Annotated in this window: 17 protein-coding genes and 1 pseudogene; 7 read left to right on the forward strand and 11 right to left on the reverse strand. The window is 51.6% G+C overall.

Annotated features, from left to right (window positions below; all coding sequences use genetic code 11):
* Positions 1 to 42 precede the first annotated feature (42 nt).
* Entirely contained in the window at positions 43 to 879 is an 837-nt protein-coding gene (locus AC6ESO_RS16255; RefSeq protein ID WP_497092259.1) for an alpha/beta fold hydrolase, read from the reverse strand.
* 153 nt (positions 880 to 1,032) lie between these two features.
* Between AC6ESO_RS16255 and AC6ESO_RS16260 the strand changes: the two genes are divergently transcribed.
* Entirely contained in the window at positions 1,033 to 1,932 is a 900-nt protein-coding gene (locus tag AC6ESO_RS16260) for a hypothetical protein (protein WP_497092260.1), read from the forward strand.
* A 998-nt stretch (positions 1,933 to 2,930) separates the two neighbouring features.
* On the opposite strand, the gene AC6ESO_RS16265 is transcribed toward AC6ESO_RS16260, so the two are convergent.
* The 3 genes from AC6ESO_RS16265 to AC6ESO_RS16275 all read right to left on the reverse strand — a co-directional run bounded on the left by AC6ESO_RS16265 (position 2,931) and on the right by AC6ESO_RS16275 (position 6,592).
* Positions 2,931 to 4,610 (reverse strand): ribulokinase, encoded by a 1,680-nt coding sequence (locus AC6ESO_RS16265; protein ID WP_497092261.1) that lies wholly within the window; start codon positions 4,608 to 4,610, stop codon positions 2,931 to 2,933.
* A gap of 83 nt (positions 4,611 to 4,693) precedes the next feature.
* Positions 4,694 to 5,389, reverse strand: coding sequence for an L-ribulose-5-phosphate 4-epimerase (gene araD, locus AC6ESO_RS16270; RefSeq protein WP_497092262.1), 696 nt, complete (start codon positions 5,387 to 5,389; stop codon positions 4,694 to 4,696).
* 72 nt (positions 5,390 to 5,461) lie between these two features.
* Positions 5,462 to 6,592 (reverse strand): GntR family transcriptional regulator, encoded by a 1,131-nt coding sequence (locus AC6ESO_RS16275; RefSeq protein WP_497092263.1) that lies wholly within the window; start codon positions 6,590 to 6,592, stop codon positions 5,462 to 5,464.
* Between the two features lie 204 nt (positions 6,593 to 6,796).
* Here AC6ESO_RS16275 and AC6ESO_RS16280 point away from each other — a divergent pair, with 204 nt between their 5' ends.
* Positions 6,797 to 7,183 carry a DUF6220 domain-containing protein gene (locus AC6ESO_RS16280; RefSeq protein ID WP_494821155.1) on the forward strand — a complete coding sequence of 129 codons (387 nt, stop codon included), beginning with the start codon at positions 6,797 to 6,799 and terminating at the stop codon, positions 7,181 to 7,183.
* Positions 7,184 to 7,233: 50 nt separating this feature from the next.
* On the opposite strand, the gene AC6ESO_RS16285 is transcribed toward AC6ESO_RS16280, so the two are convergent.
* Both AC6ESO_RS16285 and AC6ESO_RS16290 read right to left on the reverse strand, forming a co-directional pair.
* The gene (locus AC6ESO_RS16285) at positions 7,234 to 8,415 is read right to left on the reverse strand and encodes an ATP-binding protein (RefSeq protein ID WP_497092264.1); all 1,182 of its coding nucleotides are present in this window, start codon (positions 8,413 to 8,415) and stop codon (positions 7,234 to 7,236) included.
* A gap of 203 nt (positions 8,416 to 8,618) precedes the next feature.
* Positions 8,619 to 8,810, reverse strand: a complete 192-nt coding sequence (locus AC6ESO_RS16290; protein ID WP_497092265.1) for a hypothetical protein — start codon at positions 8,808 to 8,810, stop codon at positions 8,619 to 8,621.
* Between the two features lie 767 nt (positions 8,811 to 9,577).
* Here AC6ESO_RS16290 and AC6ESO_RS16295 point away from each other — a divergent pair.
* The 3 genes from AC6ESO_RS16295 to AC6ESO_RS16305 are packed head-to-tail and all read left to right on the forward strand — an operon-like array spanning position 9,578 to position 12,782.
* Positions 9,578 to 11,218: a sensor histidine kinase gene (locus AC6ESO_RS16295; RefSeq protein ID WP_497092266.1), complete on the forward strand. Its 1,641-nt coding sequence runs from the start codon at positions 9,578 to 9,580 to the stop codon at positions 11,216 to 11,218.
* Positions 11,196 to 11,846: a response regulator transcription factor gene (locus AC6ESO_RS16300; protein ID WP_497092267.1), complete on the forward strand. Its 651-nt coding sequence runs from the start codon at positions 11,196 to 11,198 to the stop codon at positions 11,844 to 11,846. Before AC6ESO_RS16295 ends, AC6ESO_RS16300 begins: the two co-directional genes overlap by 23 nt.
* 18 nt (positions 11,847 to 11,864) lie before the next feature.
* Positions 11,865 to 12,782: a polyprenyl synthetase family protein gene (locus AC6ESO_RS16305; RefSeq protein ID WP_497092268.1), complete on the forward strand. Its 918-nt coding sequence runs from the start codon at positions 11,865 to 11,867 to the stop codon at positions 12,780 to 12,782.
* A gap of 3 nt (positions 12,783 to 12,785) precedes the next feature.
* On the opposite strand, the gene AC6ESO_RS16310 is transcribed toward AC6ESO_RS16305, so the two are convergent.
* The 3 genes from AC6ESO_RS16310 to AC6ESO_RS16320 form a co-directional block, all read right to left on the reverse strand.
* Positions 12,786 to 15,629 (reverse strand): response regulator, encoded by a 2,844-nt coding sequence (locus AC6ESO_RS16310; RefSeq protein WP_497092269.1) that lies wholly within the window; start codon positions 15,627 to 15,629, stop codon positions 12,786 to 12,788.
* Between the two features lie 243 nt (positions 15,630 to 15,872).
* Positions 15,873 to 16,697, reverse strand: coding sequence for a DUF8832 domain-containing protein (locus AC6ESO_RS16315; RefSeq protein ID WP_497092270.1), 825 nt, complete (start codon positions 16,695 to 16,697; stop codon positions 15,873 to 15,875).
* 83 nt (positions 16,698 to 16,780) lie between these two features.
* Entirely contained in the window at positions 16,781 to 17,413 is a 633-nt protein-coding gene (locus tag AC6ESO_RS16320) for an NAD(P)-dependent oxidoreductase (RefSeq protein ID WP_497092271.1), read from the reverse strand.
* Positions 17,414 to 17,551: 138 nt separating this feature from the next.
* Here AC6ESO_RS16320 and trxB point away from each other — a divergent pair, with 138 nt between their 5' ends.
* Entirely contained in the window at positions 17,552 to 18,514 is a 963-nt protein-coding gene (gene trxB / locus AC6ESO_RS16325; protein ID WP_497092272.1) for a thioredoxin-disulfide reductase, read from the forward strand.
* 40 nt (positions 18,515 to 18,554) lie between these two features.
* Positions 18,555 to 19,013, forward strand: coding sequence for a ferritin-like domain-containing protein (locus tag AC6ESO_RS16330; RefSeq protein ID WP_494821165.1), 459 nt, complete (start codon positions 18,555 to 18,557; stop codon positions 19,011 to 19,013).
* Between the two features lie 122 nt (positions 19,014 to 19,135).
* On the opposite strand, the gene AC6ESO_RS16335 is transcribed toward AC6ESO_RS16330, so the two are convergent.
* Together AC6ESO_RS16335 and pyk are read right to left on the reverse strand one after the other, a co-directional pair.
* The gene (locus AC6ESO_RS16335) at positions 19,136 to 21,085 is read right to left on the reverse strand and encodes an ABC-F family ATP-binding cassette domain-containing protein (protein WP_497092273.1); all 1,950 of its coding nucleotides are present in this window, start codon (positions 21,083 to 21,085) and stop codon (positions 19,136 to 19,138) included.
* Between the two features lie 156 nt (positions 21,086 to 21,241).
* A pseudogene (gene pyk / locus AC6ESO_RS16340) lies at positions 21,242 to 22,240 on the reverse strand (pyruvate kinase); the annotation flags it as partial.
* Between the last annotated feature and the right edge of the window lie 121 nt (positions 22,241 to 22,361).

Here is a 22,361-nt window from a genome sequence, read left to right on the forward strand (position 1 = left end):
TTGCTGCAATTGGAGGGACTTTTTGTTTTTTGGGATTGACTATCAGTCGTAGATCGGGGTGTGAGGGCCAAGTTTGCCTGTGAGTACGCTCAGCAGCTCCCGGTTGAATTTCTCCCTCTCGTCGTAGAAGAGGCCGTGCCCGCTTTCTTCGAAGGGGATGAATCTGGCGTTCTGAATGCCTTTATGCTGCAGCTCGCCTAGGGCGAACGGAACGATACGATCATGCTTGCCGTGCAGGATCGTTGTCGGCACATGGACATGGGCCAAGTCGGCGCGAAGATCCTCATCCCGAAGCGCCTTCGTCCCTCCGGTGGCACCATAGGGAGATGCCTCGAACCCGAGACCGTTGAACCATGTGCGGAACGGATCGCTGATCGGTTTGTGGAAGAACAGCCGGCCGAAGCCGTCAATGGTCTTCGGTCTATCGGTCATGAGTCCAAGGAGCGTGGCGTCCGATTCAGAGGCCGGTTTGCCGAATGGATAGCCCGGCCGCTGGGTCATCAGAGGTGCGGCTGCGGCGGCAAGGACAAGTCCGCACATTCCGCGGGCGGCGTGCCGTGTAATATAGCGGATGGCGATGGCACCGCCCATGGAGAAGCCGACGAGCGTCGCGTTTTGGATGCCGAGCGACTCCACCACCATTCGAATATCGTCAGACATTCGATTGTAATTGTACCCATGCCAAGGGGCATCCGACTTGCCAAAGCCCCGCAAATCGATGCTGATGCAGCGAAAACCGTATTTTGGCACGACATTCAGCTGGTACTCCCACATTTGGCGGTTGACCGGCCAGCCATGCACGAAAACGACCGGTCTGCCGTAGCCGACATCTTCGACGTACACTTTGACGCCGCGCTCTACTTCCACATAGAACCCCATCGATCAGCCACCTTTCTCCCATCTCTATATGTATACCAAGAGGCGGCTGCATAGTATCGAAACGCGCCAAAATCGAACACCAGATAGGCGATAGCCGCATACACTGAACCGAGACATTTACCTATCCACGCTTTTGGAAAAGGAGTTTGATACATGAGTTACTACACGTATATTCCTGGTGCGCCTGCTGGCTATTCCAGTAAATATTCGGATTGTGGCTGCGGCGGACCACGCGCGTTCCCCGGCGGAGCAGGCGGCATGCTTCCCGGAGGCGGCGTATTCCCTGGAGGTGGCGGGGGCGGCATGTTCCCTGGCGGCGGGGGCGGCGGCTTCCCTGGCGGCGGAGGCGGCGGCTTCCCTGGCGGCGGGGGCGGCGGCTTCCCTGGCGGCGGAGGCGGCGGCTTCCCTGGCGGCGGAGGCGGCGGCTTCCCTGGCGGCGGGGGCGGCGGCTTCCCTGGCGGCGGGGGCGGCGGCTTCCCTGGCGGCGGGGGCGGCGGCTTCCCTGGCGGCGGGGGCGGCGGCTTCCCTGGCGGTGGAGGCGGCGGCTTCCCACCACCACCATTCCCAGGACCTGGGCCATTCCCACCTCCACCTCCACCGTTCCCATTCCCGGTTCCAATCCCAATTCCGATTCCGGGGCCAGGACCATTCCCAGGACCAGGACAGCGATTTGTGAGAGTCGTCATCAACGGCGGAGCGTTCTTCCCTTGGGTAACACAGGTTTATAATGTAAGACATTTCCCTGGCATGACCATAGCGCAAGCGCTGGCAGGCACAGGCGTTGTACGCTTTGGCAATAACGGCCGAATTATCTCCGTCAACGGAGTTGCTACGGTTGGCAGTGTCGACACCATTCTGCGTCTCAACGGTCGCCGTATTCCGGAGTCGCTGCTGTACCTCCCGGTTCAATTCAACGACACCGTTGGACTTGAGCTCATCGCAACCCCATTCGGTGGCCCGCGCGGTGATGATGAGTATTTCGGACTTCACCCCGACCAGATTGAAAATAACTATGAGCAGCTTCAGCGCTTGGAAGAAAACAACCAAGGCTAACCTGCACGACAAAAACCGCCCTCAGTCAATTACTGTGGGGCGGTTTTTTGTATTTTGTGATTTGGTTGTTTCACAACCGTCACCACGGTTTTGCGGTTTGAGCGGCCGCTACTCCATTAGCGGTTATTCCGCTTACATTAGCGGTTATTCTGCTTACAGCACTGTTCTCGCATGTTTTCGACCTTCGAAAGCGGTATATCCGCTAAAAGCCGTCGAAACCGATGATTACTGGGCAGTTTCGCCACTCGAACACCATCGAGAGCGGCTATTCCGCTTACAGCTGTAATTCCACATGTCCCTCCCCCTCGAGAGCGGCTATTCCGCTATCAGCTAGCAATGGGGTTAGTTTCCTCATATGTGCCACCATCGGCGCATTGAGAGACGACTTTCCCAACTCTTGGGCTCATTTCAGCGCAGTTTCAGCGGTGGGAGTAGGTTTTCCCCACTCATAGCGCCAAGCACGTTAGTTGAACCACTGAGAGTTCCTTTTCTCGACTCTCAGCCTCATTTCAGCGCAGTTTCCACGGTGAGAGTTCCATTTTCGTACTCTCACTCCTACTCACAGCGCCAAGCTGGTTAGTTGAACCACTGAGAGTTCCATTTCTCGACTCTCAGCTTCATTTCAGCGCAGTTTCGACGGTGAGAGTTTCATTTTCGTACTCTCACTGCCACAATAGGCGCCAAGCTGGTTAGTTGAACCACTGAGAGTTCCATTCTCGACTCTCAGCCTCATTTCAGTCCAGTTTCGACGGTGAGAGTTCCATTTTCGCACTCTCACTCCGACTCACTTCCCCAAGCTGGTTAGTTGAACCGCTGAGAGGCGGATTTCCCGACTCTCAGCTTCATTTCGGCGCAGTTTCGGCTGCGAGAGTAGGATTTTCCGACTCTCACTTCCACAAGCCGCGCCAACTAGGTTAGTCTGACCGCAGCCCCGACGTCCGCAAACAAAAAGCGGATGCACAGCCTATCGGCTGCCCCATCCGCTTCAAATAAATGTATTAGTGCGTGCTGCTCGCTTCTTCCTTGATCGCTTTCAGGCGCTTCATGACGTCGTTTGCGCCGCGGCCGTAGTAATCGTGCAGCAGGTTGTACTCGGCGTACAGCTTCTCGTAGACGGCAACGTTCGCCGGGATCGGCTTGAACGTTTCCTCGCGAACGCGGGCCATAGCTGCCGCTGCGTCAACGACGCTGTCGTAGCCGCCTTTGTCCGCTCCGGCTGCTACTGCGCCAAACATGGCGGCGCCGAGCGCCGGCGTTTGCTTCGATGCCGCGATTTTGATCTCGCGGTTCGTAACGTCTGCGTAGATTTGCATCAGCAGACGGTTCTTCTGCGGCAAGCCGCCGCAGGCGTACAGCTCGTGCACTTCCACGCCGTTGCTGTGGAAAGCATCGATGATTTTGCGCGTGCCGTATGCAGTGGCTTCCAGCAAGGCGCGGTAAATTTCCTGAGGCTTCGTAAGCAGCGTTAGCCCGACCAGCAAGCCGGTCAAGTTCGTGTCGACGAGCACGGAACGATTGCCGTTCCACCAGTCGAGCGCGAGCACGCCGGATTCGCCGACGTTCAGCTCAGCGGCCGCCTTCTCCAGCCATTCGTGGACGCTGATTCCTTCACCTTTGGCCGCATCGACGACATAAGCAGGAACCGCCTCATCCACATACCAGGCGAAAATATCGCCAACCGCCGATTGCCCCGCCTCATAGCCAAAATACCCCGGAATAATGCCGTCCTCCACCACGCCGCACATACCTTCCACTTGCTTCTCTTCCGAGCCAAGCAGCATGTGGCAGATCGAAGTCCCCATCGCCATAACCAGCTTACCCGGTGTCACCACGCCAACCGCCGGAACGGCAGCATGTGCATCAACGTTGCCGACTGCAATGGCCGTGCCTGCAGCAAGCCCCATGCGTGCGGCCATCTCAGCAGTAAGCTCGCCGGCCTTTGTACCGAGCGGAAGAACATCGCCGCGCAGCTTCGTTTCCGCCAAATCCTCGAGCCTCTCGTCAAGCGCTTTCAAGAAGGCGCGGTTCGGATAGCCGTCTTGCTTATGCCAAACCGCTTTATAACCGGCTGTGCAGCTGTTGCGTACAATGTTGCCCGTCATTTGACCCACGACCCAGTCGGTCGCTTCAACGAATTGATCGGCCGTTTCATAGATTTCCGGTGCTTCATTCAAAATTTGCCATACTTTCGCAAGCATCCACTCCGAGGAGATTTTGCCGCCGTAGCGAGGAAGAAACGCTTCTCCGCGTGCCGCTGCGATTTCATTGATGCGGTTCGCCTCATCCTGCGCCGCATGGTGCTTCCATAGCTTCACCCAGCTGTGCGGGTTCTCCTTGTAGGCCGGATCCAAGCAAAGCGGCTGACCCGCTTCATTAATCGGCAGCATCGTACAAGCGGTGAAATCGATCCCCAGACCGATAATAGCCGCAGGATCAACACCGGATTCACGCACAACCGCAGGTACGGATTGCTCCAGCACCTCCATGTAGTCGGCCGGATGCTGCAGCGCCCAATCATGCTCCAATTTTAAACCGCTTTCAGGTAAACGCTCATCAATTACATTATGGCGATAAGGCGTAACATGCTCAGCAATCTCAGCACCATCGGACAAACGAACAAGCACTGCGCGGCCGGACTCCGTACCATAGTCAACACCAATAGCATATTTAAAATTCATGATTAGGCCTCCTAAAATAATGTACACTGCTACTTCCGATTGCCTTAACGACGACTACTTCCTAATCCGAAACTCCCTGCCTTCTACTTCTGCCCGTAATACGCGTTCTTGCCATGCTTCCGCAAGTAATGGCGATCAAGCAGGTGCTGGTCCATCGGCTGGACCTGCGGGTTCAATTGGAAGGTATGCAGCGCCATCTTGGCCGCTTCCTCTACAACAACGGCGTTATGGACCGCATTATGCGCGTCCTTCCCCCAGCAGAATGGCGCATGGCTGTACACGAGCGCGGCCGGCACTTGAAGCGGATCGATGCCGCCTTTCACGAAAGTCTCAATGATGACATTGCCCGTTTCAAGCTCGTAGGCGCCGTCAATTTCAGCCTCCGTCATCGGACGCGTACAAGGGATTTCTCCGTAAAAATAATCCGCATGCGTCGTGCCCAGCGCCGGAATCGCGCGTCCCGCTTGCGCCCAGCTTGTAGCCCACGGTGAGTGTGTATGCACAATGCCGCCAATCCCTTCAAACGCCTTGTACAGCGCCACATGCGTCGGCGTATCCGAAGATGGACGAAGGCTGCCTTCCACAACATTCCCTTCTAAATCCACCAGAACAATTTGCTCAGCACGCAGCTCCTCATAAGGCACTCCGCTAGGTTTAATGGCAACCAATCCGCTTTCGCGGTCGATGCCGCTCACATTTCCCCATGTGAACGTCACAAGCCCATTGCGAGGCAGCTCCATATTCGCTTCCCATACCGCTTGTTTCAACGCTTCCAACATACGCTTTCAACACTCCCCTCACCAGGTCAATAGTAAGCCCATTATAACTTGTACGTACAAGTGTGTCACGACTTAATTTATAGACTGCGCTGGAACAGGGCCTGTAGATTCACGAACGATCAGCTTCGGTTCATAGATCACATCCGCGATACGTTCCTGCCCGCTGCGCCGCTCGATTATGGACATAAGCAGAGCTACGGCATCCTCGCCCATCTTCGTCTTGGGATGCTCGAACGTGGTGAGCTTCACTTCCGTTGCGGTCGCAAGCGAAGCATCATCAAATCCGACCATAGACAGATCACCAGGCACACTCAGCCCGCTTCGGCGAGTGATATCCAGCAGCCGCACGGCCAGCTCATCGTTATAACATACGATAGCCGTCGGACGTTCCGCCGGGTCAAGGCGCAGCAGCTCAGCCAGCATAGCAGCAGGCTTAGCCAGCTTCTCCTCGGTCGTATAACGAATGATCATTTCAGGTTGAAGAGTGATCTTCCGCTCTCTTAGCCCACGCATAAAGCCTCGCATCCGGTGTACACCTTGAAAGTCGTCCGTCTTGAAAAATCCTGCAATCCGCTGATGCCCCAGCTTCACCAGATGCTCTACCGCGCGGAAGCCGCCAAGCTCGTCGTCCACCTTCAAGCAGACCGCATCGAGATCGCTGTATCGCTCATTCAGCATGACATAAGGAATATTCCTTGCCTCCAGCGCCAGAAAATAATCCAGATTCGGATTGCCCTCCGCACTCTTGGTAGGCTCAATAATCAGTCCGCCAAGCTGCTGCTGGAGCAGCATAGACTCCAGATTCTCCCGTTCCCGCGACTTCTCGTTCTCCGTGCTGGAGAGCAGTAATCTGGCTCCCTGCTTCCGCAGCTCCGACTCTACGCCACGCACAATCGTTGGGAAAATATAATCCGAAATATGCGTCGTCATCATTCCAATTGTCAGCTTCTGCTGCGGCTCTATACGGGACTGACCCTTCTCTACACCCGATACAAAGGTCCCTTTGCCCTGAGCACGGTATAACCAGCCCTCGGCTTCCAAGTCGCCAAGCGCCTGACGGACAGTCTGCCGGCTGAAGCCGAATCGCGATGCAATTTCATTCTCAGATGGAAGCTTATCATGGGGCTTGAACTGCGCCATCGCGATCCACGAGACAATCTCCTCTTTGAGTTGAATATATTTGGGTGGAAGCTGTTCCTTCATGGCCTAGCACCTCTATTTTCCGTTGTTTCCGCCAACTTGTATGGGTTTAGTATAGCATGCACGCAACTTGTACGTACATACAAGTTGCGAGACATCCCTTTCTAGCACCATTAGTATAAAAAACTAGACCTCCGCGCAATTTACAAACACGGCCGTTCAGCAGTAAGATGATAGCAGCACGGCCATATTGAAAGGAGGGTTTGCATGCCCGAAGGCAATCGTTATCTACGCATGACGATATTTTTGCTTGCGGTATTATTTGCAGTTTGTATTGTCATTCAAGTGTACTTAGCCGGAATGGCTACGTTTATCGATGGTACGCACTGGTCCGATCATAAAAACTTCGTCCATATTATTGAACCGGTGCCGCTGGCGATATTCGTCCTGTCTTTCTTCGGCCGCGTGCGCGGAGCTGTTCGCTGGATTGGACTTGCCATGCTTGTACTTGTTATGGCCCAATATGCGACCGCCCATTTGAGCGACAAGCTTCCTTACTTCTCTGCTACCCATCCTGTTATTGCTATGATTCTGCTTTGGTTGTCCGTTTACACGGTGAAGCGCTCCTATCAAATATGGCGCCGTACGGTATAGCAAACAAAACCCGCATGGACCGTTTACTAACGGTACATGCGGGTTCTTTATTAGGCGTCGTGAATAGCAGGGAGTCTAATCTCAACGACAGTTCCCCGATTCAGCTCACTCGAAATCTCAATCTCGCCGTGATGTTCGTGAATGATTTTGTAGCTGGTCATTAGCCCAAGCCCGATGCCTTGTTCTGTCGTCCCGTAGAAAGGCTGTCCCAAATATCGGATTCGGTCGGGGGCAATGCCGCGCCCGGTATCCGTAACCCGAATGATGACCTGATCACCGATATCGATACAAGCCACACTTACCACACCGCCATCCGGCATCGCATCGATCCCATTCCTCACAATATTCATAACCGCCCGCTTGAGCAGCTGCTCATCACAATACAGATGCGAGTTCCCCGGTCCCTCCAACTCCACTTCAATGGAAACCCCGTTCTGCAGCGCTTCAGTCGCCAGCATAGCCTGTACCTGCCTGATGATACCAAGCGGTTCACGTTTCATAAATTGCACAGAAGGATAAGGCTTCGACAGCAAAATAAACTCTTTGGTGAGCGCCTCGATTTGGTTTAGCTCTTCATTCATAATTTCGATATAAGCCTGAAACTCCGAGCGTGCCCCCATTAACTGCAGGAAGCCTTTCACCGCTGTGAGCGGATTTCGGATTTCATGCGCGAGCCCTGCCGCCAGCTGCTGTGAGACATGCAATTTGCTGAAATGATGTCTGAGTTCCTCTATACGCAGTTGATCTGCGACCCGCTTAAGCTCCAGCTCGTCCATAATCACTTGGGCAAGTGTTTCAAGTATACCGATTTCCTCATCTGTCATATTCCGCGGCTTGTAATCCAATACACAAAGGACGCCTACATGCTGCCCCTCGCGGCTGGTTAACGGAACTCCGGCATAGAAACGCAAACCGCTCTCTCCTGTGATAAGAGACTCCGTACTTGCGCTAGAATCAAGGCCTATATCCACCACAATATAAGGCTTATTGGAATAGACTGCTGCACTGCATAGACCGGAATTTCTCTCTATCTCTCGCAGATCAGTGCCGTAGCTCGATTTCACCCAAATCCGATCTTCCTCAACGAAATTAATCATGCATAGCGGAATGCCGAGCAGCTGCGCCGCCAGACTTGTAATTCTATCGAAAGCATCTACCGGCGTAGTTTCAAAAATCGGATAGGTCCGTGAAGCCTTTAACCATGCATATTCGTTCCCGGATGAATTGGGCATAGATGCCTGCCTTTCAAGTCGTAGATTGCCGATTTTTTTCCATTATATACTATTTATCATAAGGTTAGTTCCGAATAAGTTCATCACATAATAGTTGCGCGATTGCGCAATTAATTTTGCGCACGAATGAAAAAAGAATTGCATATTCAGCATGATACTGAATATGCAATCCTTAGTTAATTTGGTAAAATAATGGCTAAGACTTATAACCAGTTACCAGCTGGCTGTGCGCCCCCGGACTTCACGGCTTTGTTAAAGGTTCCGCTTAGTGCTGCTGTTTCTTGCATCGAGAGCCCTTGCTTAGCCAGAAACGAGCTTACCGTTTCGCGCAATTCGACCTTCTTCATCTTGTGAACCGTGTCGTGAAGCTGGGAGCTTAACTGAATCGCTAGCATGGTGAACAACTCCTCATGTCGAATTTTATCTCACTTTGCTATTATAGCAAACTTTACTATTATATGGGAGAATTTGCGTGCGAAACAACATCATCATCAAGCTATGTGTCTTCACCTTCGTAATGCTGCAGCTTTGGTGTTCATTTATTACTTTTACCAACCCTTATACAGGTATTAATCTTTCTCTTAATCCTGAACAACAATGGGTCATCTCGAATTTAGACCCCTCGGGAGTAAGCAGTCAACTAGACGTGAAAGTTGGGGATATCATTGTAGAGGTCGATAATAGCATCCCTAATGAGTTCTCGACCGTCAGAACCTGGCATGTAATCGAACAAGCACATCACTTGGTGCTTTCAAGGAATGGGCTTGAGCATGAAGTCAGAATAAACATGAACAAGCCCACAGCTTACTCTATAATTCCATTTCTCGCGGAAATCAGCTGTCAATTTATGGCTCTATTTCTCCTTGTCAGAATGAGACATTCATTATCTGCCAGACTTCTGTTGTTGTTCTTCTTAAGCGCCGCGATAATCTATATGAGCCTAGGCGCCTCCATTAGGGGCGATGCTGTCGGTAAATTGCTAATAGTCAGCTTCATGGTCCTATTGCCTCTCGTTTTCTATCACTTTTTAGGAGTCTTTTTCAAAGAAAAAGGAGAGATCCGACTACGGATACGGTTCTTAAACGTTCTCTACGCCGCAGCAGCTTTAGCCACGGTTGTACGACTATATTTCTATTTCTTCAACACTCGGTTTGCTTACGCGATGATCCACTTTGAAAGTCCGGTCACCTTGCTGCTGTTCATCGCCGGATTTCTATTCAACATGTACGTCTTAACGGCGCTTTATATGAAGTTTCGCAAACAGCATACGCCAACCTCAACCATCGTTAAGACCGCATGGTGGTCCATGCTTGTCTCGTTCTCACCTGTTATTGGCCTGACCTTTCTTCCTCAATTATTGACCGGTTCGCGCATGTTGGATGGTATCTATACAAGCTGGTTTATTCTATTGTTTCCGATCTCATTGGCGTACCTCCTCTTGTCTGATCAGGTACATGATATCGCGCTGGTACTGCGAAGATTTCTATTTACCGGATTAATTGCTGCTCTTCCTGTCACCTTGTTTACGGGAATCTATATGCTGCTCTTCTGCAATTCGGTGGATATGAAACAAATCTTATTTGTATTTCTCGGTACGCTTTCACTTGTAGCCATGATGCTTTATGCTGCAGAATACTTAATGACGCGGTTCGAGCCGTTTCTTTTTCCAAGGAAATTCATCCTGCAATCCGCGCTCATGAACATCTCCCGCCAACTCGGCAGCATTTCCAGCTTCCGTGAATTGAAGGAATTGTTCCTCGTCGATATCGTCAAGACGCTTCAGGTGACGGGAGGGGCGATTGTGTTTCAATATAACGGCGGAACGGAAATCATTCATGAGGGCGACCTTGATGCGGAGGAAATCAAACGGCTGCTGGTATCGCAATCGCTTATAGATAATCCGGACTACACGTGCTTGAAAATGAACAACCACGAGGATTATGCCAGCTATTTGATCATGTCTCGGAAGAAAACGAATATGCGCCTTGGCAAAGAGGAGCTCCGCTGGCTTGGATTAATCGCGAACTACCTGGAAATCAGCTTAGAGAATCTTCATCTGATCAATAAGCTGAAGGGCAGGCTGCAGGAGCTTGCGGCAAGGCTTCCCGATGAGAGCTCTGCCAAAGACATTCAATGGTTCCGCAAAATCATGTTCGACCTTCAAGAGGAAGAACGCATCCGCATCTCTGCCGATCTTCACGATACAACGATGCAGGATCTCTTCTTCCTGAAGCGCAGGCTGCTGCAGCTTGGCGAGATGCTCGAACGAACCCCCGAAAGCCGGGAGCAGATCAGCAATACGATTAATTTCGTAGACATGATTAATGCAAGCCTGCGTCAAAGCTGTTTTGATTTGAATCCGTATTTGCTGAGTGAAATCGGACTTGTACAGACAGTAAGAACGTATCTCGATAAGGAAGCGTACACCGTGCCTTTCGAGCTCATCTTCAACGCCGAACAGGTTCAATTTATCGAAACGAAGGATTTGCAGACGCAGCGGCATATCTTTCGGATCGTTCAAGAGCTGCTCAACAATGCGAAGAAACATTCGGAAGCTTCTAAAGTCATGTTCCGCTTTACCGAGTTCGGTTCGCAGTTTCATTTGAGTTATCAAGACGATGGGGTAGGGTTTCTTCATGAGGAGCTTGCTCAAAGACAGATCGGACAAACATCCGGCATGGGCATGGAACAGATCAGAAGCAGAGTACAGCATCTGGGCGGTCAGATGATGATCGTTTCGATGAAAGGCAATGGCGTGAACATCAAGATTACCTTACATAATGAAAAGGAGATTTCGGCATGAACGAAGGGTCAAAACACTCATAGTAGACGATCATCCACTCTTCGCCAGCGCCACCAAAGCATTACTTGAACAAATGGAAGACATTGAAGTCATAGGTATTGTAAGCAGTGCCGCGCAATGCCTCCAGCAAGTATCCCTATTAAAGCCCGGTCTCGTATTCTTGGATTATCATCTGCCCGATCAGCATGGTACCGAGGTTGCCGCGCAAATCAAGAGTCAATTTCCGGATACGCATATCGTTATTTTCTCCGGCATTGAGCTGACTGACATCTATAACAAGCTGATCGATATCAAAGTAAGCGGGGTGCTCTCGAAGGAATCCAGCGAACGCACGATTAAGAATATGGTGAATTGCATTCTGGATAACCATACGATGATGCCACTGGCGCTCTATCATCAATCTCAGCTCAACGGAACGCTTGCAAGCAAAGCAGCGCTCTTGGAAGAAGAAGAAATACTAATGATGAATTTACTCGTAAAAGGCTCCACCTTGGATCAAATTGCAGCCCGCATCCACATGAGCAAACGTACAGTCGATAACTATTTACGCAAAATCTACGATAAATTAGGCGTACGAACGCGAACGGAAGCGATTGAATCTTTTATAAAAAGCAGCTATTATTCCTAACCAACGGAGCGTGCAGCTATGGAGTCGACAATCAAAGAGCATATGTACCGTATCGTGGATGACTATATAGATGCGGAGGATTTGAACCGTCTGCTGAAATCGTTTATCGACGATAAAGCAGCGGAGACAAGCGTATGGTCGCAGATTACCATTCTAACGCACCGAATGCTTGGCGGCGATCATGCGGCAATGGAACGGCTCGCGGCTGCCGCGGAGCTGATGATTCTCAGTCTGGATATTATGGATGATCTGCAGGATCAAGATCAACCCGGCAAACCCTGGATGCAAGGTCCGAAAGGTTATGTCTTAAATGCCATGCTGGCCATGCAGATGGGATTCATTGGCGAGCTGGGCAAGCTGCAGCTGGCACCGCAGGCCTTCACGGAAATAAGCCGTATCATTGCAAGAGCCGTAAACGGGCAGCAGAAGGATCTGAACCAGTCTGCGGCTAGCGCGGAAGCTTATTTAACCATGGTGCAGGAGAAGTCCGGCTCTATTTTCCGGCTTGCATGCTGCATCGGCTATGCTCCCCTAGCCGTCGATGAGGAAACGGCATCGCAGCTATTGGACCTTGCCGATTGTATCGGTCTCATTCATCAAATTCAGAATGACATTCAAGATGTACTGCGCTTTGATGTGAAGAACGACCTGCTCGGCAAGAAACGCACGCTTCCTCTGCTATACTTGCTTACGATTGAGGATGATGACTTCTCTCCTATCCAAGACTATTACAAGGGCAACGTAACGTCCGACTTCATTCTGAGCAACAAGCATGAAATCAGCCAGCTGATTCAAGACTCGGGATGCTTGGAATACGCCCGTGTCATCCAGTCCATTTGCCTTCAAAAAGCAGAGGAGCTGTTCGGCAGTCTGCCGCTCAGCTCCCCTTGGAAGGAACAATTCAAAACACTTACAGTTGGATCGTTCGTCTCGTAGTGTTTACTCGTTAGCTGCTCTCTGGCCATAGGTGCGAATGATCGCTTGATGCTTCTCATCAGCCTGCTGCATGAGGAGACTGAATCCCTCTTGGTCTCCTCTTAACAGCGCCATTTGGCCCTTCTCCATTAGGGCCGCTAACGAGTTGGCACCGATATCAAAAGCAACCCCTTTGAGCGTATGAACGAGCCGTTTAGCCTTACTCAGGTCACCTTCGTGAACAGCTTCAAGAATTTGCTCAATCGCATTAGAATAATGGCTTATGAATAACGCGAGTATCCGATTATAAAGTGCAGTATTTCCTCCAAGCCTCGTGATAACGCCTTCCGAGTCCAGCTTCTCAGCAGACGCCTGCTCCTCATTCTGACAGAACCGCAGCAGCACATTATAGAGATCTACAGGATCAAACGGCTTCGTGAGATACCCGTTCATGCCGATCGACAACACCTGATCCTCTACGCCCTTCATAACATCGGCAGTCATGGCGATAATCGGAACGGCTTTCTCCGCTTCCTGCAATCTTTCCTGAGCTCTGATCGCTTTCGTAGCCTCATAACCGTCCATCACCGGCATTTGTAAATCCATCAGAATGGCATCGTAAGCTTTAAGTCCCGCGAGTTTAACTGCCTCTTCCCCGTTGTTTGCCACATCTACATGACGGACTACCTCTCGCAGCAGCTCTTTCGCAACCAATTGGTTAATTTCGTTATCCTCGACCAGCAAAATAACGGCGTCCTTCAAATCTGTGGGCTGCAGCGGCTTCATCCCGCCTTCCGGCAGTTTGTAAACCCCATCCCGGTGAAGCAGCTCGCCTAGTTCGTTATACAATTGCGACTGGCTGATCGGGTACAACAGCGCCTTCGAGATGTACGGTAATTGCACCGCTGCCTCGTACTCCGCTTCATGATAAGCGCTAATGAATAGGACTGACGGGCTTTTCCCATCGCAATCCCGAATAATCTCTTCAGCTAGCTTAGCTGTACCTATTCCTCTCAGCTTCCAATCAATCAGAACGAGATCATAGGCATTGCCTGCCTGCAATAGCTCCCTTGTCTGATCGGCGTCCGAGCTTGTTTGAACGTTGAAGGCCAGCTGTTCCAGCTGATTCTCTAGCACGGTACGCATCTCGTTATCCTCACAGACGAGCAATAAGCGAGGTTTCTTCTTACCGTAACCCTTCCCCTCTTTGCCCGGTTTGTCTGAAGGCAATGCCAATTGGAAGGGCAATGTAACCGTAAATAGACTGCCTGCGCCAAGCTTACTTTCAACCTTGATGTTTCCACCCATCGTTTCGGTCAGCTTTTTGCTAATCGCCAAGCCAAGGCCTGTACCACCGAACTTGCGCGTGGTCGTCATATCGGCTTGCGTAAATTCCAGGAACAGATTGCTGACTTGCTCAGCGCTCATCCCAATGCCGGTATCGCGAATTCCAAAGGACAGCGTTGTAGTCTGCTCCTCTTGCGAAACAAGGTTTACTGCAATGGAAAGCTCGCCTTTAGGCGTGAATTTAACCGCATTATTCGTAATATTCAGCAGGACCTGCTGCAAGCGGAACGGATCACCCATCAGCATCTGCGGAACGTCATGATGAATGTCAAAGCGAAACCTTAAGCCCATCTCATTCGCCTTATAACTAATGAGATTCGAAATATTGCGGAGCACTTCATACAGGTCAAACCGCGTCGATTCCAGGACGATCTTATTCGCCTCGATTTTGGACAGATCCAGCACATCGTTGACCAAATTCAGCAAGCTCTTGGCTGCTGTAATGGACTTGTCCACGTATTCCAGCTGCTTCGGATTCAAATTCGATTGCTGCAGAATATAATTAAGTCCGATAATGGCATTAATCGGCGTACGAATTTCGTGGCTCATATGGGCCAGAAATTGACTCTTCGCTTTGTTCGACTCATCCGCTGCCTTGCGCTTCATGATGTCACTCGTGTCGACGGCACTTCCGATTACATCGACAACTGCACCGTGATTCTTAACGGGATGCAGCGTAACAAGAATATTGGTATCCATCATCGTTGTTTCGTAGGAGATCTTCTCCCCTTGCCACGCCTTCTCGTATTGAACTTTAAGAAACGCAGCAAACGCCTCCGGGAATATCCGAACATCGTCTATGGATTTGCCAATAAAATCATTCGGCTTCGCCCCTAATTGTTTCAAGAGCCGGCCTTCAATTAAACTGTATACAAATTGACCGTTTTTCTTCCGAAATCGAAAGGTAAAGCCCGGCTGCATCCGAAGCAAGTAACTCGTATCCCGTTCGGTTTGGATCATTCTGGTTTTATAGCGGTGATTGCGGATCAGATAATAAAGGAAGCAGGCGATCAATTGGGAGTAAATGAGTTGAATGAGGATGTATAGCATGATGGTGTTAAAGCTCATCTGACCGGCCAAACATAAGGCTCCGTAGTAATAGATTAATAGAGACAGCGCTCCAATTGGCCACTTGACCCAATACGGACGGATGCGGAAGAACAAATAACCTGTCCCGTATGCTGCCGTTATCCCGATAGCCATTTGGACCCAATTAATCGAGCCGTCTTTCATAAATCTTCCTATGTATACGACTGCCAGCTCCGCTAGCGCCCCCGTCGGACCTCCGAAGAAAGCAGCCATCATAAGCGCAATTCCACGCAAGTTCAAAGGCACTTCCGTACCTTGAATCTGTATGCCGAAGAACATCAGAATGACGCCTAATAACCCGAAAACGCCACCTATATACAATCGTTTGACAAACGACGGCTTGGCCTGGTTCTCCTCTCGGATGAAGAACGGGGAGACGAAGAAAAGATACACGCTGAGTATCGCGAAATTTAGGATTAAATCTTTAGGCACACCGTCACCGTCCAAGGGCTTTTTATACTAATTTACAACATAAACCGACATTACAATAGCCCTTGGACATAAATAAATATGATTATCGGAGTAGGCCATTTCTCCTTGAATGACAGCCTCTTAATCTGACATGAATTGGCAACTATCTCTCCGAAATGGATGGAAATAATAAACAATATTGGGGTCGCTTCATAGGATTGACGCCGGTATTCTCACATATGGAACTTTCACTTCAATCTGTGCTCAGTTAACCTGCAGCGTGTAGCTTACCGTAATCGGTCTGCCTTCTCTGGCGAATTGTCCCCAAACTTTATAGATGCCCGGTGCGGGGAATGTCGTATGGAAAACAGCCTCCGAATCAGCTGATTTCAAGTCCTCAGGGTGCACGTGGATGTATTGCTCCGAATCGCCGCTGATAATGACGACATGCCCGGCTGCCCCAAGATACGGTTCAAGGTTGTTTGCAGGTTTCTTCGTCTTCGCATCCGCAATATGGAACGTTAAGCTCGTCTCTTCACCGGCCGCCAATCGGTCATGGGTTAACGAAATGATCTCGTGCTCGGTAGATTTCGTGAGCGATGTATCCGGCGAGAGCGGGTTCGACTCTGCTTTACCGCTTAGCATGATAGCTTGTCTCGATACGACAGAGCCGCCTCCCTCCGGCTGAAACTCCGCGAATAAACAGTATTCGCCACCGAAAGGAAGCTTGGTATCGATCGTAAACATACCTTCTCCGTTATATTCCGGATGGATATGGTTGAAATACGACAAATCTTTACTCACGACGATCAGATGAAGCAGCTTCTCATGCATGGCGGTGAACCGCGTAACCGGCTTCCCATCTGAGCCATGTGCCATAAATTGAATCCGTATGTTCGAATGCGGAGCCGGTATCTCAGGATTTAATCGCCACATGCCTTGAACCGAAGAGCTCTCCATCTCCTGATGCTCATGCTCGTGATGTCCACTGACAGGCGCGGATTCCCCCCTCATGCTTGCCGCTCTGGAGCATGCGCTAAGACTAAGTACGAGTATTACCAGACCAACTATTGCCGCGTTTCGTTTCAATCTTTCCACCTCTTCAATAAATCATCCTATCCCCCTCTATATTCCACAAAATGGTACCATCCATACCCTCAGCAAAAGGAAGCTCAATAAGACAAGGCCACAGACTGGTTCACATAAGTCGTATCCTTTAGCGTCCTAAGCAGAAAATGGGCCACGTCCGCACGGGATATACGCCCCTTCCCGCTCGGCACGCCATGCCTGGCTTCGAGGTATTGTCCTCTAAGCCGCCCATTGCCAAGCTGCAGCGGACGGGCAATCGTCCACTGTAGCCCGCTTGCTTCAAGTGCATCAGCCGCGCGCCGATGGTCGGCCAGTACCTGTCGCAGCAGCAGCTGCACTACGAATCCGGTCACTCCCGGAATCTCATTGTAGATTCCCGCTGATGCGACGTAACTAATCCGGCCAACATGATGCTTCTGCATGCCGGCGATAAGATTGGCCGTCATTTCCGAGATGGCTTTTCCGCGGCGACTTAATCCCTTTGTACCGAGGCAGGAAACGACAACATCATGTCCTTCAATAGCATTGCCGACAGACTCTTGATCCAGCGCATTGCCTTGCACAATAAGAAGCTTGCCATTGCCCTTGTTTGGCGCGTCTATAGTCAGTTTCTGCGGCGAACGAACGAATGCGGTTACGGCTTGCCCCTGCTCCAATGCCTGCCTGACTACCTCTTGCCCCGTCCTCCCGCTTGCACCAAACACGATCATCTTCATTCGTGCTCCGCCTCCGGCCAGTAACATTTTTCTATTGACTTCCATCCTTATTTATAATAATTTTAATTTAGAACTTATTATCATTTAGTTTCAATTTCAATCACATTGGGTTATAGAGGGGAAAGGAGCAATCATTCCATGGAAAACATCGTTATCGTAGGCACAGGCCCAGCCGGCTTGACGGCAGCCATCTATCTCGCTCGTGCCGGTTACAGTCCGCTTGTACTTGAGGGACCGCAGCCGGGCGGCCAATTGACCACTACTACAGAGGTGGAAAACTTCCCGGGATTTCCCGATGGCATACTAGGCTCCGAACTGATGTCGAATATGCGCAGTCAGGCTGAGCGCTTCGGTGCTCGCTTTGAGACCGGTTGGGTGCAGCACGCCGACCTGTCTGAGCGTCCTTTCAAGCTGTCTTTGGATGGCGGACGCGAATTGATTGCAGGTGCCATGATTATTTCGACGGGTGCTTCGGCAAAATATATGGGTATCCCTGGTGAACGTGACAATATTGGGCGAGGTGTGAGCACCTGTGCAACTTGCGACGGCTTCTTCTTCCGCGGCAAGAAGATCATTGTCGTTGGCGGCGGCGACTCGGCTATGGAGGAAGCCGGCTTCCTGACTAGGTTTGGCACTGAGGTTCGTCTCGTGCACCGCCGGGAAGAGCTTCGCGCATCCAAGATTATGCAAGACCGGGCACGCGCCAATGACAAAATCAAATGGAGCCTCGGCGTCACTCCGATCGAAGTCGAAGCAGGCGAGCACAGCGTGAAGGGACTTCGTGTCCGCGATAACGCCACTGGCGAAGAAACGCTCCTTGAAGCAGACGGTGTATTCGTAGCCATTGGCCATACGCCGAATACCGCTTTCCTAGGCGGTCAAGTGACGACAGATGAGCTTGGTTACGTCGTTGTAACACCAGGCACCTCGAAGACGAATATCGAAGGCGTCTATGCCTGCGGCGACGTGCAAGATCACCGTTACCGCCAAGCGATTACTGCGGCAGGAAGCGGCTGTATGGCTGCACTGGATTGCGAGCATGATCTGGAAGCATGGAAGGCGACAGCAGGGCTTGCGACAGACACAGCAGTCAATGTGTAAAGTGTAATTCCTATATCCTATTATGAAGGAGCTGTTCAAGATGACGACTAAACTACAAACGAAACTACAAGGCACGCTAAACAAACAAATTGCAACGTGGAGCGTATTGTATATCAAGCTGCATAATTACCATTGGTATGTGAAGGGCAATCAGTTTTTCACCCTGCACGTGAAGTTCCAGGAGCTGTACGAACAAGCAACACTTCATGTCGATGAAATCGCGGAGCGCCTGCTTGCGATTGGCGGCCAGCCGATTGCGACGATGGCCGAGTACCTCAAGCACTCCAGCGTGAAAGAAGCGACAGGCAGCGAGTCTGCGGTAGAAATGGTTGACGCCGTCGTTGCCGATTTCACCTTGATCGCTTCCGAGCTCAAGGAAGGTATGGAAGAAGCGCAGTCCGCCGGCGACGAGACGACCGGAGACATGCTGCTTGCGATCCACAGCGAGCTTGAGAAGCACATTTGGATGCTTAAAGCGTTTAACGGGAAAGAAGTTTAAAGTCGGAGAAACACAAGAACTCTCTACCGTCGGCAGGAGCTCGCGGTCGGCGCAACCATACAAAAGACACCTTCTGCAGCCGGGAGTTTCCCGTTGCAAAAGGTGTCTTTTTCGCATCTCATCTATTTCTTCTTATTCGCCGCAATTTGCTCGGCAAGCTCGTTTAAGTATGCCCAGCGGTCCATCAGTTGCTCCAGTTTTGTCTCGAGCTCCTGCTGTTCCTTCAGCAGATCCTGCAACGTAGCCGAGTCGCTGCTCGATACTTCCATCTTCGTTTGAACGGCTGCAAGCGCCGCTTCGGCTTTCTCGATATCCGAATCGATGGATTCGAATTCCTTCTGCTCTTTGTAGGTCATTTTGGTCGGAAGAGCAGGGTCGTTGCCGGTCGCGGCCGGCGGAGCCGAAACAGCTTCCGCCTTGCGCTCCGCAACTGCCGCGCCGCCTGTGCCGGCGTTCGTTCCGGAACGATTGCCGTACTGCGCCGCATACTGCTGATAATCCGAGAAGTTGCCCACATGCTGCTCGATGACGCCATCCCCTTCGAAAGCGAAGATGCGATCGGATGTGCGATCTAAGAAGTAACGGTCATGGGATACGGTGAACACGACGCCCGGGAAGTCGTCCAAATAATCCTCCAGCACCGTTAACGTTGTAATGTCCAAATCATTCGTCGGCTCATCGAGCAGCAGCACGTTCGGCGCTTCCATCAGCACACGCAGCAGCTGCAATCTGCGTTTCTCTCCGCCGGAGAGCTTCGCAATCGGCGTCCACTGCTGCGCTGGCGGGAACAGAAACCGCTCCAGCATTTGCCCAGCGGTTATGTTCGTTCCGTCGCCGGTCGTGACGCGCTCCGCACTCTCGCGGATGTAATCGATGACGCGCATCGTCTCATCCATTTCTTCGCGCTCCTGCGAGAAGACGCCGAGCTTCACCGTCGGGCCAAGCCGCACCTCGCCAGCATCCGGCTCCAGCTTGCCGGCGATCAGCTTCAGCAGCGTCGACTTGCCCAGACCGTTACGGCCAACGATACCTACGCGATCCTCGGGAACCGCAATGTAACTGAAATCGCGGATAACCGTCCGCCCCTCGAAGGCTTTAGTCAGCCCTTCCAGCTCGATTATCTTCTTACCGAGCCGCGTGGAAGCCACGGAAACCTCAAGCTTCCCGTTCGCTTTCTCCGGAGCTGCGGCGCTCAGTGCTTCAAAACGCTGAATGCGCGCCTGCTGCTTAGTCGACCGGGCCTGCGCACCTCTTCGCATCCAAGCAAGCTCGTTGCGAAGCAGATTCTTTCGCTTCGCTTCCGACGCCGCTTCCCGCTCCTCGCGGTCGAGCTTCAGTTCAATAAACTTGCTGTAGTTCGCCGTATAGAAATAAGCTTTCCCTTTGTCGAGCTCCAGCGTCCGGTTACTGACACGATCCAGGAAGTACCGATCATGCGTAATCATCAGCAGCGCGCCTTTGCGCTTCTGCAGCATACCTTCCAGCCATGCGACGGATTCGTTGTCGATATGGTTGGTAGGCTCATCGAGCAGCAGCACATCGGCTGGCTGAATCAGCGCCGCAGCCATCGCGACACGCTTGCGCTGACCGCCGGAGAGCGTACCGAGCTTGGCGCCATAGCTTGCGATGCCGAGCTTCGAGAGTGCGATCTTCGCCTCGCTCTCGATGCCCCAAGCATCCAGCTCCGCCATCCGCTGATTGGCGCGAACCAGCCGTTCCTGCAGCCCGGCGTCGCCCGGCAGCAGCTCCAACGCTTGCAGCGCCTCTTCATAGGCGCGCACCGCAACCATTTGCGGCGAATCGCCGCCGAGCACATGCTCCAGCACGGTCTGCTCGGGATCAAACTGCGGATCCTGCGAGAGCATCCGCACCCTTACGCCCCCAGCAACAAGAATAGAGCCCGAATCAGGGGGCTCTGTTCCTGCAACAACTTGAAGAAACGTCGATTTACCGGTGCCGTTGACGCCGATAATTCCGATTTTGTCGCCCGTTTCCACGCCGAACGACACGTCTTGAAACAATATTTTTTCACCGTAGGTCTTTGAAATATGATCAACCGTTAATACGTGCATCTTGTCATTCCCGCCCAACGTTAGTAAATCGCAAAACGCACCGCGCTACGCGTGATTGGTTCGAACATAGCGACAGCCGTTAATCCGTATCTACTCACTTTAAACGATCTGCTAAGCTTCAATCAAATCTTTCTTTGCAAAATCGCCCGCAGCTTGCTCCGCTTTGATCGCAATGGCCGCCATCGTACGAACCGCTTCAACCGGATAGTTACCCGAAGCTGTCTCGCCGGAGAGCATAACCGCATCTGTGCCATCCCATACCGCATTGGCAACATCGCATGCTTCAGCGCGTGTCGGACGCGGGTTGCTTTGCATGGAATCCAGCATTTGCGTAGCTGTAATAACGAATTTGCCTGCGCGGTTACACGCTGCAATCATCCGCTTCTGCGCCATCGGCACGTCTTCAATCGGAATCTCTACGCCAAGGTCGCCGCGAGCAACCATGATGCCCTCAGACGCTTCCACGATTGCGGCAAGCTCATCCAGACCTTCTTGGTTCTCGATTTTCGAAATAATTTGGATATGGCTCGCGCCCTTCTCTGCCAGCAGACGCTTCACTTCAAGCACATCCTCCGCGCGGCGGACGAACGACATCGCGATCATATCGACGCCTGTTTCGATACCGAAGGCGATATGCAGCTTGTCTTTCTCCGTTACGCCAGGCAGGCTTGTTTGAATACCCGGCAGGTTAACGCCTTTACGGGATTTAATGATGCCGCCGTTCAAAATAACGCAAACCACATCGCTGCCTTCAATACGAACCACTTGCAGCTCGATCAAACCGTCATCGATCATAATGCGCGAGCCGACGGCAACATCTTTCGCCAAGTCATAAGAAACCGAAATGCGCGAAGCCGTCCCTGCGATCTGTTCTGTCGTCAACGTCAGGAACTCACCGCTTCTAAGCATGTAAGACGATTCTTGAAGGACCCCTGTCCGAATTTCCGGTCCTTTAATATCCAACATAATCGAAACAGGTACGTTCAACTTGCTCGCTGCTGCCCGAACCGATAAGATCCGTCCGCGGTGGTCATCCAGCTCGCCATGCGCCAAATTCAGTCTTGCTATATTCATGCCTGCTTTCAGCATTTCTTCTAACATGTCAGCCGACATACAAGCAGGTCCCATCGTGCATACAATCGCCGTCTTTTTCATGTCGATCACTCCCAAGTCTAATATCGTTCTGTTACTTTTTATTGTAAGAGAACAATTGCACGATTACATAGGACTATAGTACAGTGGTTGTAAAATAGTACGATCATTGTCTGAAAGCGAG

This window comes from Paenibacillus rhizoryzae (assembly GCF_059686995.1).

What these genes read in the sequence shown, in the direction of transcription:
- AC6ESO_RS16260 (WP_497092260.1), top strand. Translation starts at nt 1,033, where the DNA reads ATGAGTTACTACACGTATATTCCTGGTGCGCCTGCTGGCTATTCCAGT.
- AC6ESO_RS16280 (WP_494821155.1), top strand. Translation starts at nt 6,797, where the DNA reads ATGCCCGAAGGCAATCGTTATCTACGCATGACGATATTTTTGCTTGCG.
- AC6ESO_RS16305 (WP_497092268.1), top strand. Translation starts at nt 11,865, where the DNA reads ATGGAGTCGACAATCAAAGAGCATATGTACCGTATCGTGGATGACTAT.
- AC6ESO_RS16330 (WP_494821165.1), top strand. Translation starts at nt 18,555, where the DNA reads ATGACGACTAAACTACAAACGAAACTACAAGGCACGCTAAACAAACAA.
- AC6ESO_RS16255 (WP_497092259.1), bottom strand. Translation starts at nt 879, where the DNA reads ATGGGGTTCTATGTGGAAGTAGAGCGCGGCGTCAAAGTGTACGTCGAA.
- AC6ESO_RS16335 (WP_497092273.1), bottom strand. Translation starts at nt 21,085, where the DNA reads ATGCACGTATTAACGGTTGATCATATTTCAAAGACCTACGGTGAAAAA.
- AC6ESO_RS16300 (WP_497092267.1), top strand. Translation starts at nt 11,196, where the DNA reads ATGAAAAGGAGATTTCGGCATGAACGAAGGGTCAAAACACTCATAGTA.
- AC6ESO_RS16320 (WP_497092271.1), bottom strand. Translation starts at nt 17,413, where the DNA reads ATGAAGATGATCGTGTTTGGTGCAAGCGGGAGGACGGGGCAAGAGGTA.
- AC6ESO_RS16290 (WP_497092265.1), bottom strand. Translation starts at nt 8,810, where the DNA reads ATGCTAGCGATTCAGTTAAGCTCCCAGCTTCACGACACGGTTCACAAG.
- AC6ESO_RS16275 (WP_497092263.1), bottom strand. Translation starts at nt 6,592, where the DNA reads ATGAAGGAACAGCTTCCACCCAAATATATTCAACTCAAAGAGGAGATT.
- AC6ESO_RS16265 (WP_497092261.1), bottom strand. Translation starts at nt 4,610, where the DNA reads ATGAATTTTAAATATGCTATTGGTGTTGACTATGGTACGGAGTCCGGC.
- araD (WP_497092262.1), bottom strand. Translation starts at nt 5,389, where the DNA reads ATGTTGGAAGCGTTGAAACAAGCGGTATGGGAAGCGAATATGGAGCTG.
- AC6ESO_RS16285 (WP_497092264.1), bottom strand. Translation starts at nt 8,415, where the DNA reads ATGCCCAATTCATCCGGGAACGAATATGCATGGTTAAAGGCTTCACGG.
- trxB (WP_497092272.1), top strand. Translation starts at nt 17,552, where the DNA reads ATGGAAAACATCGTTATCGTAGGCACAGGCCCAGCCGGCTTGACGGCA.
- AC6ESO_RS16295 (WP_497092266.1), top strand. Translation starts at nt 9,578, where the DNA reads ATGATCCACTTTGAAAGTCCGGTCACCTTGCTGCTGTTCATCGCCGGA.